The 13809-nt window shown below is 63.8% G+C and carries 11 protein-coding genes; 6 read left to right on the top strand and 5 right to left on the bottom strand.

Translation table 11 applies throughout. From position 1 onward, the window contains the following. The first annotated feature begins 53 nt into the window (after positions 1-53). Entirely contained in the window at positions 54-1340 is a 1287-nt protein-coding gene (locus E8E75_RS27175; RefSeq protein ID WP_280359954.1) for a DUF6396 domain-containing protein, read from the top strand. Beyond that, the gene (locus E8E75_RS27170; protein WP_280359952.1) at positions 1330-2400 is read left to right on the top strand and encodes a DUF6396 domain-containing protein; all 1071 of its coding nucleotides are present in this window, start codon (positions 1330-1332) and stop codon (positions 2398-2400) included. Before E8E75_RS27175 ends, E8E75_RS27170 begins: the two co-directional genes overlap by 11 nt. Before the next feature lie 465 nt (positions 2401-2865). On the opposite strand, the gene E8E75_RS27165 is transcribed toward E8E75_RS27170, so the two are convergent. After that, the gene (locus E8E75_RS27165; protein ID WP_120653045.1) at positions 2866-3432 is read right to left on the bottom strand and encodes a DJ-1 family glyoxalase III; all 567 of its coding nucleotides are present in this window, start codon (positions 3430-3432) and stop codon (positions 2866-2868) included. A gap of 195 nt (positions 3433-3627) precedes the next feature. On the opposite strand from E8E75_RS27165, the gene E8E75_RS27160 reads away from it, so the two are divergent. After that, on the top strand, positions 3628-4920 hold the full coding sequence (locus E8E75_RS27160) for an NCS2 family permease (RefSeq protein WP_120653046.1): 1293 nt from the start codon (positions 3628-3630) through the stop codon (positions 4918-4920). Continuing rightward, positions 4920-6014 carry a tRNA (uridine(54)-C5)-methyltransferase TrmA gene (gene trmA / locus E8E75_RS27155; protein ID WP_153921418.1) on the top strand — a complete coding sequence of 365 codons (1095 nt, stop codon included), beginning with the start codon at positions 4920-4922 and terminating at the stop codon, positions 6012-6014. Before E8E75_RS27160 ends, trmA begins: the two co-directional genes overlap by 1 nt. A gap of 136 nt (positions 6015-6150) precedes the next feature. Here trmA and E8E75_RS27150 read toward each other — a convergent pair whose 3' ends face one another. From E8E75_RS27150 to E8E75_RS27140, 3 genes are all read right to left on the bottom strand, one after another. Next, on the bottom strand, positions 6151-7869 hold the full coding sequence (locus E8E75_RS27150) for an aryl-sulfate sulfotransferase (protein WP_153921419.1): 1719 nt from the start codon (positions 7867-7869) through the stop codon (positions 6151-6153). 72 nt (positions 7870-7941) lie between these two features. After that, a complete protein-coding gene (locus tag E8E75_RS27145; protein WP_153921420.1) occupies positions 7942-9276 on the bottom strand; it encodes an aryl-sulfate sulfotransferase in 1335 nt (444 codons plus the stop codon). A 16-nt stretch (positions 9277-9292) separates the two neighbouring features. Next, positions 9293-11638, bottom strand: coding sequence for a TonB-dependent receptor (locus E8E75_RS27140; RefSeq protein ID WP_153921421.1), 2346 nt, complete (start codon positions 11636-11638; stop codon positions 9293-9295). 195 nt (positions 11639-11833) lie between these two features. On the opposite strand from E8E75_RS27140, the gene E8E75_RS27135 reads away from it, so the two are divergent. Beyond that, positions 11834-12766: a LysR family transcriptional regulator gene (locus tag E8E75_RS27135; RefSeq protein ID WP_120653051.1), complete on the top strand. Its 933-nt coding sequence runs from the start codon at positions 11834-11836 to the stop codon at positions 12764-12766. Positions 12767-12831: 65 nt separating this feature from the next. On the opposite strand, the gene E8E75_RS27130 is transcribed toward E8E75_RS27135, so the two are convergent. Then, positions 12832-13218 carry a DUF4345 domain-containing protein gene (locus tag E8E75_RS27130; protein WP_120653052.1) on the bottom strand — a complete coding sequence of 129 codons (387 nt, stop codon included), beginning with the start codon at positions 13216-13218 and terminating at the stop codon, positions 12832-12834. Positions 13219-13357: 139 nt separating this feature from the next. Between E8E75_RS27130 and E8E75_RS27125 the strand changes: the two genes are divergently transcribed. After that, a complete protein-coding gene (locus tag E8E75_RS27125) occupies positions 13358-13792 on the top strand; it encodes a DUF411 domain-containing protein (protein WP_153921423.1) in 435 nt (144 codons plus the stop codon). Positions 13793-13809: the final 17 nt, after the last annotated feature.

The following is a 13809-nucleotide window of genomic DNA, read 5'->3' as shown; positions in this document are numbered from 1 at the left end:
ACCCCTCTGGTGGAGTTCCTGTATGACAAGGCCATCCTGAGGAACCTCGACTGATGCGTTTCCTGCTCCTGCTCACGACCCTGCTGCTGGCTGCCTGTGGCAGCCATGGACTCAAACTGAAAAAGGACCCCACCGTGGACCCGCTATCCCAGATCAAGGCCGACCTGGCCTTCACCTGCCAGCATGAACGCATCCCCGAACCCTCGGCCGACAGCGACCGGCTGTTCCAGTACGCCCGCTGGCTGCAGAAGAACAACCAGCTCAAGGAAGACCCGGCCGTGGACGCCGAGGTCGAGCGCCTCTACCGCATCGCCGCTGCGCACCAGCACTACAAGGCCAACATCAACCTGCAAAACGGCAGCATGCGTGGCCACTTCAAGCTGCGCGGCGACGAACACCTGCGCTTGAGCCAGGAACTGATCGAGGCCGGCGTGGCCACCGGCTACTACTTCGTCGGTATCTTTCTGCAACAGGGTGCGGCCGGCCTGCGGGAGGACCCGGCCATGGCCCTGCGGTACTACCGCAAGGCCGCCGACGAGGGCAGCGCACTGGGGCAGGCGCGGGTGGCCAAGAAGCTGGCCCCCATTAGAATCGCACCGGACATTGCCCGACAGATGCGCCGTTGTGCTGCCGAACAGGGCCATGGTGATGCCGCTACAGACCTAGGCGTTGATCTAGCAGGTGACGGACTCTATGAGGAGGCCCTGGAGGCTTATCAACTTGGGACAGCAGCAGGTTACAGCACCTCGGCTTCATTTTTGATGAAAGGCTTCCGTGGTCCAAAGCCGGAAGATCGGTTGTATTACCTGGCCCAAGAAAAAGACCCCGAACGCGCTGCACGTTACGAAAGAATCTGGAGCATCCTGGCAGATTACTCCTACGCCCAACCCTCAGTCCCCGAAATCAACGACATCGTGCCCTTGCCGCCAGCCAAGCTGCCGCCCTGGGACGGCACACTCAAGTGGCTGGAAGCGCGCGAAGCCAACATTCCACCGCCCAAACCCAGCGCGGCGCTGATCCAACAACTGGCCAAGGCCCGGCAACTCGACCCCGCCACCGGCCGGCCGCTGCCGGGGTCACCCCACTTCATCAAGGTCGATGCACCCGCGCCGGTCTGCGACAGCGGCCAACCCTGCCCCCACGCCGGTTACTGGCAAGCCGTGGCGCTGACCCAGAATCGTCTGGCCCATCTCCACGACGGCGCCATTCGCCGCTTCGAACAGGGCGAAATCCTGCCCACGCTGCTGGTGCGGCAGAACCAGCCCCGCCTCTGGCCGCTGCCCGACAGGATCACAGTGGGCGAGGAACTGATTGAGTGGAGAATGCTCGGTGAAGCCTAGGGTACTTCTGCTGGGAGCGCTGGGTCTGCTGCTGGCCGCCTGCGGCGGCCACGGACTCAAACTGAAACAGGACCCGACTGTGGACCCGCTCCCCCAGATCAAGGCCAACCTGGCCTTCACCTGCCAGCATGAACGCATCCCCGAACCCTCGGCCGACAGCGAACTGCTGTTCCAGTACGCCCGCTGGCTGCAGAAGAACAACCAGCTCAAGGAAGACCCGGCCGTGGGTGCCGAGGTCGAGCGGCTCTACCGCATCGCCGCCGCGCACCAGCACTACAAGGCCACTATCAACCTGGTGAACGGTGCCTTTCGTAGTCATTTCCAGGTACGCGGTGCCGAGCGCCTGCGCTTGAGCCAGGAACTGATCGACGCCGGCGTGGCCACCGGCTACTACTTCGTCGGTATCTTTCTGCAACAGGGTGCAGCCGGCCTGCGAGAGGACGCGGCCATGGCCCTGCGGTACTACCGCAAGGCCGCCGACGAGGGCAGTGCCCTGGCCCAAGCCCTGGTGGCCGACAAGTTGGCCCCCATAAAGTTCGCACCGGATATTGCCCGGCAGATGCGGCGTTGTGCGGCGGAACAGGGGAATGGGAGAGCTGCCAGAGCACTGGGCGTCCACCTGTCAGTGGCAGGTAACTATCAAGAGGCCCTTGAGGTCTTTCAGCTAGGAGCTGCGGCAGGCGATGAAAGCTCAGCAGGACGCCTGTGGGAAGCATTTAGGGGGCTGTCCCCGACGGACACCCTCTACTACCTAGGCCAAGAGAAAGACCTTGAACGCGCCGAACGCTACAAAGCAATCTGGAGCATTCTCGCAGACTACTCCTACGCCTCTCCCAAAGTCCCCGAGATCAATGAAATCCTCCCACTGCCACCCGCCCAGCTGCCGCCCTGGGACGGCACGCTCAAATGGCTGGAAGCGCGCGAAGCCAACATTCCACCGCCCAAACCCAGCGAGGCGCTGACCCAACAACTGGCCAAGGCCCGGCAACTCGACCCCGCCACCGGTCGGCCGCTGCCGGGGTCACCCCACTCCATCAAGGCTGGTACCTTACGTAACTAGGCTTTGCCGCAGACGCTCAGCTGGGCTCGGAGAGCGTGGGGAATCATGTTTCAGCCCAACCTGCAGGCTCGCAGCCGCCTCTGCCCCCCATGTAGGCTGCGCCATATGAGCAGCCGGTGACTCCGAGCTACGAGCGCCCAACCTGGGCCTGAATCCTTGTAGGGGCGATTTCAATCGCCAAGCAGGCCGAAGGTCTGCTCTTCGAGGTCACGGGCAGAAGACCATCGTTGGGCTTCGCTGCGCTCTGCACCAACCTACGGGGCAGCTGCGCTGCCCTTGGCGAATGAATTCGCCCCTACAGATCCGCCACTCGGAGGCCTACATAGCGACGATGGTGGATGGAAGAGCGCCACCCACCCTACAAGGCGATCGGCCCTCGTAGGACGGGTTGAGCGAAGCGATACCCATCGGTCCGCCATCGCGAATGAATTCGCTCCCACAGGAAAAGTGCCAACTAGCCCGCCGTCAGGACACCAGCATCGCCTTGGCAATTTCATTGCGCTTGGCCTTGCCGCATAGCTGCTCCACCAACGTCAGGGCGAAGGCCAGGGCGCTACCGGGGCCTTGTGCGGTGATGCAATTGCCGTCCACCACCACCGGCTGGTCGACGAAGGTGCAGCCGGAAAGGCGGTCGCTGAAGCTCGGGTAACAGGTCATGCGCCGCTGGCGCAGGACGCCGAAGGGCTGCAGGGCCATCGCAGGAGAAGCACAGATGGCGGCGAAGAAGCGGCCGGCCTTCGCCTGCTCGCGGACCTTCTCGCCCAATGGTTCGTGTTCGCCAAGACGCTGCGCGCCCGGCATACCACCGGGCAGCACGATCAGGTCGTAATCCTGAGCCAGTACGTCGAGGAGCATGGTATCGGCGGTCAGACGCGTGCCACGGGCCAGCGTGATCATGCGGCGGGTTTCGATGCTGGCCACCACCGTCTTGATTTCGGCGCGCCGCAGCACGTCGATGAGAGTCACGGTCTCCAGGTCTTCTACGCCTTCGGCGACGGCGATCAGGGCCTGGAGTTGGGGTTGGGTATGCATGGCAATCTCCTGTTCCTGGAAACCGAAGCTGTCCGTCCGGTCATAAATTCACCGCTCACGGGTGAGCTGGTATGATGCGCGCCTTTTTTCAGACTGGCAGAGAAAAGTCCATGGCGCCCGCGTGTGCCGTGCATTTGTGCTTTGCTTTTCGCCAGCTGAATGACAACGACGCAGTGCGTCACGGGGAGCCCACACATGCTGGAAAAGCTGTTCCAACTCAAGGCGCACGACACCAACGTGCGCACCGAGATCCTGGCCGGTCTGACGACCTTCCTGACGATGGCCTACATCCTCTTCGTCAACCCGGCCATCCTCGGCGAGACCGGCATGGACAAGGGCGCGGTGTTCGTCGCCACTTGCCTGGCAGCAGCCATCGGCTCGACGGTCATGGGACTGATCGCCAACTATCCGATTGCCCTGGCTCCCGGCATGGGGCTGAACGCTTTCTTCACCTACACCGTGGTCCTGCACATGGGCCACACCTGGCAGGTAGCCCTGGGCGCGGTGTTCATTTCGGCGTGCATGTTCTTCCTGCTGTCGATCTTCCGAATCCGTGAATGGATCATCAACAGCATTCCGCTGGAACTGCGCTCGGCCATCGCTGCGGGGATCGGCCTGTTCCTGGCGCTGATCGCCCTGCAAAAGGCCGGCATCGTCGCGGCCCATCCGGTGACCATGCTGACCCTGGGGGACCTGACCAAGCCCGAGCCGATCCTCGCCGTGCTCGGTTTCTTCCTGATCGTTGCCCTGGAAGCCCGCAAGGTGACCGGCGCCGTGCTGATCGGCATCCTCGTGGTGACCATCGCCGGTATCGCCCTTGGCGTGTCCCAGTTCGGTGGCATCTTCTCCATGCCGCCGTCGCTGGCGCCTACCTTCCTCCAGCTGGACATCAAGGGCGCGCTGGAAATCGGTCTGGTGAGCGTGATCTTCGCCTTCCTCTTCGTCGATCTGTTCGACAACTCCGGTACCCTCATCGCCGTGGCCAAGAAAGCCGGCCTGATGCGGGCCGATGGCTACATGCCGAAGATGGGCCGCGCGCTGATCGCCGACTCCACCGCAGCCATGGGCGGTTCCCTGCTGGGTACCTCCACCACCACCAGCTACATCGAATCCGCTGCAGGCGTCAGTGCCGGCGGTCGTACCGGTCTCACCGCCCTGACGGTGGCGGTACTCTTCCTGCTGGCGCTGTTCCTCTCGCCGTTGGCGGGCAGCGTGCCGGCCTTCGCCACCGCCCCGGCGCTGTTCTTCGTTGCCGTGCTGATGGCCTCGGGCCTGGCTGAAATCGACTGGGACGACCTGACCACCGCCGCGCCGGTGCTGATCACCACCCTGGCGATGCCGTTCACCTATTCCATTGCCGACGGCATCGCCTTCGGCTTCATTGCCTGGGCCGCGATCAAGACCCTGGCCGGCCGCTACAAGGAACTCAGCCCGGCGCTGGTGATCCTCGCCGTGCTCTTCGTTATCAAGATGGGTTTCTTCCACTGATGAGTCGTCCCCAGTTCGATCCGGCGGCCTACGCCGCCCAACTCACCGAGAAGACACAGCGCCTGAAGGCGCTGCTGGCGCCCTTTAACGCGCCGGAGCCGGAAGTCTTCGAATCCCCCCGCGAACACTACCGCCTGCGCGCCGAGTTCCGCCTTTGGCGCGAAACCGGCAACGAAACCCGCCATTACGCGATGTTCGAGGCCGGCGACAAGTTCACCCCGATACTGATCGAGGACTTCCCTATCGCCAGCCGCCGCATCAATGAGCTGATGCCGCGCCTCAAGGCGGGCTGGCAGGCGAGCCAGGTGCTGTCGTTCAAGCTGTTCCAGGTTGAGTTCCTCACCACCCTGGCCGGCGATGCACTGATTACCCTCTGCTACCACCGTCCGCTGGACGAGGCCTGGCAAGCCGAGGCCGAGAAGCTCGCGGCCGATTTGGGCGTAAGCCTGGTGGGCCGTTCCAAGGGCAAGCGCATCGTCATCGGCCGCGACTATGTCGAGGAAGAACTGACCGTCGCCGGCCGGGCATTCCGCTATCGCCAACCGGAGGGTGCCTTCACCCAGCCCAACGGCGAGGTGAACCAGAAGATGCTCGGCTGGGCTTTCGATGTGCTGGGCGAGCGCCAGGACGACCTGCTGGAGCTGTACTGCGGCAACGGCAACTTCACGCTCCCGCTGGCCACTCGCGTGCGCAAGGTACTGGCCACCGAGATCAGCAAGACCTCGGTGAACGCAGCCCTGGCCAATCTGGCCGATAACGCTGTGGATAACGTCACCCTGGTACGCCTGTCCGCCGAGGAATTGACCGAAGCATTGAACGAGGTCCGTCCATTCCGCCGTCTGGCCGGCATCGACCTCAAGGGCTATGAGTTCGGCAACGTCTTCGTCGATCCGCCCCGTGCCGGCATGGACCCGGACACCTGCGAACTGACCCGCCGCTTCGACCGCATCCTCTACATTTCCTGCAATCCGGAAACCCTGGCCGCGAACATCCAGCAGCTCAGCGACACCCACAAGGTGGTGCGTTGCGCGCTGTTCGACCAGTTCCCCTACACCCACCACATGGAATCGGGTGTGTTGCTGGAGCGGCGCTGAGTTTCCTGCCCACCCTCACCCCCTGCCCCTTTCCCAAGGGGAGAGGGGCAGGGGGTGAGGGCAGCAGAGCGCAACTTGGTGTTCCCGGAATCGTTGGGCTTCGCTGCGCTCTATAGCATCCTACAAGAGCGCTTACCTACGAGAAGGCACACGCCAGATCGATCACCAGCGCCCGATAGCCCACGCTGCCCGGCTGGCGGCTGCTGACCTTGAGTTCCACCTGAACATCCTGGGTGCCGTACTTCACTTCGTTGAGCACGGTGGTGGTGAGTTTCTCCGGGGTCAGGAAGCCGACCGAGGCCGAGTAGATGAACTGGGTGTCCTTGTCAGCGCGGTATTCGACTACCGAGGTCACCGGGCTGTACCACTCGTCCCCGCGTTCCTTGCCGTACTCCCAGAGCTGCTCGACAGTGCCCTTCGCCTCGTCGATGCGGTACTCCACCGCGCGACTGTAGTTGCCGGCAAGCTTCGTTGGCGAAAAGTTGCGCCCCCAGCCGTTGTCGAACACGCTCAGCGTGCCTTTGCCGGTGAGCCACGCCGTGTGCTGGGTCCAGGACCAGTCGAAGCCTTCGGCGTAGAGCCCGCCCTCCTCTGCGAGCGCTTCACCCTTGGCGTTCACCGGGGTCAGCACCTTGGCCTTGAGGCGCTCCGGCCAGCCCTGGGGCGAGGCGAGAATCCATTTCACCTCCTTGTTGCGACCGATCTTCACCACGCCCTGATGGCGGGCGGAAATGATGATGCTGTCATCGCTGGCGTCGTAGTCGATGGCGTTGACGTGAGCCCAGTTGCGGCCAGTGCCGACACCGGGGGTATCGCCAAAAGGCAGGTCGCCTTCGAGCAGTTCGTTCGCGGCATTACTCTCCTGCTTCTGAACGCCTTCGGGGAGCTGGATCGCGGCCTTGCCCAGGGTTTCCAGCAGCTCGCCACGATAGGGATCGAGGATCTGGTTAAGGTCCCAGAAGTCCAGCACGTCGCCGGCTTCGTTGACTTCGATGATGTGGTCACGGATGGAGCGCACGCGCTTGTTGTCCGGACGGCGGTAGTCGCTGGTGCCGACGCGCAGCAGGTAGGTGCCGTTGGGGGTCTCACGGATTTCGTGGGAGAAGTCGGCGAACTTGTCCGGTAGAGCGCGTTGCCACACGCGACGCCCAAGCAGGTCGTACTTGGAATAGGTCTGGCCCTGCCCCCAGATCAGTTTGCCGTCGCGGGTCTGCTGGAAGCCCATGGTGCCGCCCAGACCGTCCCTGCGACCAGAATCGTGGATCTGCTCGATGTCCAGGTACCAGCGCACGTCGCCGTTACTGTCGGCGATCCAGTTGTTGCCCACCTGGTCCCACTCGGCGGCACCGCCCAGGGCATTCCACTTGAAGGCACGTCCGCCGGGAATCTCCCCCAGCAGGTGGTTGAACAGGTACAGGCGGTGTTCGAAGCCGGGCGCCACCTTGATCGGTTCCACCAGCGGCAGTGCGGCGGTCTGGTTGGCCACCACCGGTAGGCGCACGGCCGGCGCGTATACCTGATAGCGCTCGCGGATGCGTTCGCCATCCAGCTTGTAGGTCACTTCCACCTGGTTGACGTGGTCCGGGTAGAGGCCGAAGACCGGGATTCCGCCATAGGTCCACAGCGAGCGCTCGGAGACCTCATAGGCGATGTCTACGCCACGCTCGCCACGACCCAGCACGCGCACATGGGCCGCGCTGATGGCCTGGCCACCGTCGCGGATGATGGCGATCAGCGGCGCCAGCTTGTAGGGGTTGACCACCACGTCGCCGAGCAGCGCGGTGCCACGCTCGGGGACCTTGGCGGTGATGCAGGCGCCTTCGGGGATGGCAGGGGTTTCGGTTTTGGCGTTCATCTTGTGTGTCCTTCAATGAGATCCTGCGGGGCGATTCGCGAATGAATTCGCTCCCACAGGAAGTAGTGGCAATCAGGGGTTGGTGGATACGCGGAACTGGTCGATGGCGGGCGGCGTGACGGCCTGCTCGGAACGTGGCGTGCCCTCGGGTACCCAGTCGTAGGGCACCGGTAGCGCGCGGTAGATCCAGTTACTGCGCGCGTTGCCCACAGGGGTCTTGCCGAAGTACGGGCTGACGTACTCCCAGACGATCTCGCCTGCGGGGGTGACCTGGAACACCCGGCCGAACTTGCCTTCGTCGATCAGGGTGTTGCCGTTGGGCAGGCGCCGGGCGCTGCTGATGAAGGCGCTGAAGAAGGCCCAGCCCGGCTGGCCGCTGTCCGCGGCGCTGTACTGCCAGACGATCTCGCCCTTCACCGGGTCGATCTCCAGAACCCGCGAACCGCCTAGCAGGCTCAACGGTACGCGCGGGTAGCCGGCCTCGCCCTGGTTGTCGAACACCAGCAGGTTGCCGGCACCGGGCAGGCCTTCGGGAATGATGTGGGCGTCGTGCTGGCCGGAGAACTGGTCCACCGGGCGCGGCACCGTGGCCGGTGCGTAGGCATTGAGCTTCGGCAGGTTCGGGCCGAGGTGCCAGGCGACCTTGCCGGTGGCCTTGTCGATGATGGCGATGAAGTTGCCTTCGCGCGAATCGATCAGCAGGTTGTCCGGGTGGAAGCGCTTGTCGCCGGCGTCGAACCACTTGTTCGGCCCGACCACGCTGAGGTTGTTGATGTGCAGCACGTCAGGATTCTTGCTGGCGCGTACCAGCTTGAGCTGCTCAGCGGAGAAGCCGAACTCATCCAGGTGCCGCGAGGCCATCCAGCTCCAGGCCACCTTGCCGGCCGGCGTGACCTCGTAGATCACGTCGTCGATCACCTGCGGCACGGTAAAGCCCTTCACCGCATGCAGCTGGTTGGCCAGCACCAGGGTGTTGCCGTTGGCCAACCGGCGCTGGTCATGGTGTTGATGGGCCGCCCCACCCGGCGCCTTGTCACCCCACTGCCAGACCACCTCGCCACTCCAGTCCAGCTCACCCACCGTCTTGTTACGCAGGCCATTGCCGGCGGAAGCCAACTTGCTCGGTTCCTTCACCTCTTCGAGCTGCACGAAGAGGTGGCCGCGCTTGCCGCCATTGTTCTTCGGGTCGATCAGCGCGGCGGGAAAGCCGGCGTTGTTCCAGTGCCGCACCTCGTTGCCATTCATGTCGATCAGGCGAGTCTGCTTATCCGGCGAGCTGAAGATCACATAGCCGTTCCAGGCCTTGGCCGGGTCATAAAGGGTCACGCCGGTGGGGTAGACGCTGGGGGCGCCGACAGCTTGGCCGGCGACCAGGGTGGCCGCGAGGCCGAGGGTCTTGAGTTTCATTGCAGTTTCCTTGTGCTCAGAAGTCGTAGCGGGCGGTGGCGCCCACGGTCCTAGGCGTACCCAATACGCCGGCGTAGCCACCGTTGGCGGAGTTCCACAGGCTGGTGAAGTAGGTCTTGTCACCGGCGTTCTTCACCCAGAGGGACAGGTCGAGGACGCCATCGCCCTGGTCCAGGCGCACGCCGCCGGAGAGGTTGACCACGGCGTAGCTGGGGATCTGGCCGAAGTCGGAGTCGTCGATGGTGCCCACGGCCTTGGAGCGGAAGGCGTAGCTCGCGGTGACATAAGGCTCGACGCGATCGGCCAGTTGCCACTTGTATTCGCCGTTCAGGTTGGCGATGTACTTGGAGGCTCCCACCACCTGGTGCCCGGTCAGGTCGCAAGTGGCGACAGGGTTGGCCAGACTCACTTCCGGCGGGCACGGCGCGTCCTTGTAGTCGGTGTAGCGAACGTCGTTCCAGGAGCCGTTGAAGTTCAGGGTCAGGCCACGGACCGGCAGCGCGGTGGCCTCGAACTCCAGGCCACGGGAGCGTACGGAGCCGGAGTTGGCGAGGAATTGCACGCGGTTGACCTGGTCGTAGACATTGGCCTGGTAGCCATGTACCTCAGCCCAGAACAGGTTGGCGTTGAGCAGCAGGCGGTGGTCAAGCAGGGTGCTCTTGATGCCGAGTTCGGCGTTATTGACCCGCTCGGTGCCCACCAGCAGCGAGTCGGTGCCCAGGCGCGGTGCAGCGCCCACCGTCAGGTTGACGCCGCCGGACTTCTCACCGTGGGACAGCGAGGCGTAGCCCAGCACGTCGGGATTGAACTGATAGCTCAGGGACAGCAGGCCCGACGGACTGAAGCTGTACTGGTTGAGGTCACCGGAGTCGAAGGCGCCGACCCGGCCCTGGCGCGCGGCTGCGGCGGCACCGGTAACGGCGGCGCCACCGACTGGCGCGTCGCGATCGACCCAGGCGCTCTTCTCTTCGTAGGTGCCGCGGATACCGACGGTGAAGTCCAGGCGCTCGGTCAGGTGCCAGGTGCCTTGGGCGAAGAGCGCGTAGCTGTCGGTGTCGATGTGGCCATCGCCCTCGCTGGTGACATTGGCCAGGACGCCGGCGGGCGTGGAGTTCCAGATGTCCGCCTGGGGGCCGTAGAAGTTGAAGGAGTGGTTATCCAGATCCTGCTTGAAGTAGTAGGCGCCCAGTACATAGTCGAAGGCACCGCCGGTGGGCGAGGCCAGGCGGAATTCCTGGGAGTACTGCTTGTCACGCACCGAGACGCCGGCATTGATCGACGCAGAGACGTTGAGACCGTCGTCATTGCGCGGGGTGAAATCCCACCAGCGGTAGGCAGTGATCGAAGTCAGGGTGAAGTCGTTCGGCAGGGTCCAGTTGGCCTCCACCGAAGTGCCACCCTGGAACACCGTCACCTGCTGGTCGGAGTCGAAGTTGACCTTGCGGTCCTTGCCGGACACCAGCGTGGCACCGGCCTGCGCGGCAAGGCGTTCGTAACGGTTGACCCCGTTGACGGTCGGGCCGGTGCTGTAGAGGGTAAGGATGCCGTTGTTGGAGTCCTCCTCGTTGTACTCGCCAATCCAGCGCAGGTTGAAGGTTTCGCTCGGTTCGAACAGCAGCTGGCTGCGGAAGCCCTGGCGCTTGCCGCCGTTGAGGTCTTCACCGTTGAAGACGTTCTTCACATAGCCATCGTCTTCGGTGTGATAGGCGGTCAGACGGCCGGCCAGGGTTTCGGTCAAACCACCGGAAACACTGCCCAGGGTCTGCCAGTAACCGTCCTCGCCCACCGAGGCCTGGAGGCTGCGCTCGGTGGTGAAAGTGGGCTTGCGGGTGCTGATGTTGATCACCCCGGCGGTGGTGTTCTTGCCGAACAGGGTGCCTTGGGGGCCGCGCAGGACCTCGAGCTGCTCCACATCGAGCAAGTCGAACACCGCCATGCCGGGGCGGCCGAGATAGACGTTGTCCAGATAGACACCGACGCTGCCCTCCAGACCATCGCTGGCCGGGTTGTTGCCCAGGCCTCGGATAGAAATGCTCGACTGGCGGGCATGCACGTAGGAGACGTTGGTGCTGGGCACCAGTTGCTGCAGGTCCTGCACACGGTAGACACGCTGGTGCTCCAGGGTCTCGCCACCGAGCACGCTGATGGGCGTGGGCACGCTCTGGGCGGTTTCCTCGCGGCGGCGGGCATTGACGGTGACGGTGCCGAGCTGGGTGTCCTGCTCGGCTTTCGCCCGGGTGCTGGTGGTTTCTTCGGCCTGGGCAATCAGGGCCAGGCCGCCGCCGGCCAGCAATACCGCCAGGGCGAGGAGTTTCAGGGGGTGCGTCGACGTTCGCGTCGGACTCTGGATAAGTCGGGACATGCAGTGCTCCTAAGGTCGATGGCCTTGGCGAGCACTTCCGTTGGCGGAACCGAATCGCGATCGGGCGGCAAATCACATATATCTTTAACGAATATAAATAGTTTTATTTCTTCGTTTTAGAAATAAGTAATTGCCTTTATAAGGATCGGGACCCCAAGCAGCAATTGCATTTCACCGAATCTTTCCATGTAGAAAATGCATATCGACCTTCGCCAACTCCGCCACTTCATCGCGCTAGCCGAGCACCGCAGCTTCATCGCTGCCGCGGCTGCGGTGAACCTGTCGCAATCTGCCTTCAGCCGCAGCATCCAGACGCTGGAACACAACGTCGGTTGCCGCCTGGTGGACCGCGCCAGCAAGGACCTGGACCCGACCCGGCAGGGTCTGCTGGTACTGGAACACGCTCGCCGCCTGGTGCATGGCGCGCACAATCTGGTCAACGAGATCAGCCAGTTCAATGGCCTTGCCGCAGGGCTGGTGCGCTTCGGCTGCGGCCCGGCACCGGCCGCCCAATTGATCCCTCGCGCCGTAGGGCGTTTCGTCAACGACTACCCAGGCGTTCGGGTGAAGTTCCAGGTGGATAGCTGGCAGGAGCTGAACCGCCGGCTGATCAGCGAAGAAATCGAATTTTTCGTTGCCGATACCCGCCATTTCGAGGCAGATCCTGATTACCGGGTACACAAGCTCAAACCCCAGCGCTGGCACTTCTGCTGCCGCGCCGGCCACCCCCTGACCGAGCACGAGGAGGTTCGCGTCGCGGATGTATTTCAGTACCCGCTGGCCACGACCTTCCGCCCGCCGAACATCCGCAAGGTGCTGGTGGACTACAGCGGCCGCCAGGATTTCACGCCCAATGTGGAATGCGAGCATGGCTACGCCCTGCTCAACGTAGTGCTGAACTCCAATGCCATCGGCATCGCCGGCCAGGGCAACCTGGCCCCGTACCTGGACGCCGCGGCACTGGTGCGACTGGACGTGGTCGACCTGCCCGAGGACCTGGAGGAATGCCACACGCGCTATGGCATCGTCAGCCGTGTGGGCTACGACCTGTCCGCCCATGCGCGGGCACTGGTAGAGCGGGTGATCGAATGCGACGAAATCCCAGGCGCAACACAGGGGCTTGTGTAGGAGCGAGCTTGCTCGCGAAAGATCGGGTTAAGGAGGTTCGCGAGCAAGCTCGCAACGCCAGGTCCCTAAGCGCCATCCAGCTTGCGCAGGGCGGCGAAGGCGAGCCCCGCGGACACCACCTCGAATAGCAGCGCGTACAGGTTGAAGGTCTGCCCGAGGCTACCGTCGAGCCAGAGTCCGCTGACCCGCCCCAACGCCAGGGCGACGTAGACCAGCACCAGCAGGTCCAGCGCGGCCCGCGCCAGTTGCAGGCGCAACTGCGCCAGCAGGAGGAACGCGGCAATGCCCAGCGGCAGGCAACCGTACCAGGCACGCACGTCGGTGACCGCCGACGGGTCCATCAGCAGCATGCCACTGAGGCTGGCCATTTCCTCCGGACGAATGAAGTAGGCCAGGCCGAAGACGGCAAGGATCAGGGCCTGCAGGCCCAACAGGATGCGGGTGAAGAGCATCGACGGGTCTCGCAACGCGGTCAGGAAAAAGCATAGGCGCTTGGGAATAGTCTGATACAGAGCTGTGCTTGGGAGCGGGAAGTCGCGGCGCTATCCTGCCTTTCTTTGTCTCCGGCCTGCCTGGCCGCAAGGAGTCCACATGCGTTCCCTTCTCCTGCTCACCACCCTGTTCGCTGGTATCGCCCAGGCCGCCGAGCCCATCGCCATGGACGTCTTCCGCGACCCGAACTGCGGTTGCTGCAAGGCCTGGATCAGCCACCTGCGGGATAACGGCATCCAGGTCCGCGACCACGAAGAAACCAACATGGCTTCCGTGAAGATGCGCCTGGGCGTGCCCTACCAACTCGGTTCGTGTCACACCGGGGTGGTGGACGGCAAGTTCGTCGAAGGCCATGTGCCGGCCAGCGATGTGCTCAAGCTGCGCGAGCGGCCCGACCTGCTGGGCGCCGCCGTGCCCGGCATGCCCGTCGGTTCGCCCGGTATGGAAATGGGCGACCGGCAGGACGCCTACCAGGTGGTGGGTGTCTCCCAGGGCGGTAAGCTCAGCGTACTCAGCGAGTATCCTGCACACTGAAGCGCAGCATCTCGTCG

The sequence above is a fragment of the Pseudomonas sp. BN606 genome (assembly GCF_029873115.1).
Lineage (GTDB): Bacteria > Pseudomonadota > Gammaproteobacteria > Pseudomonadales > Pseudomonadaceae > Metapseudomonas.
The sequence above is the reverse complement of the archived record's forward strand: the minus strand, read 5'-3'. Positions and strand labels throughout refer to the sequence as shown.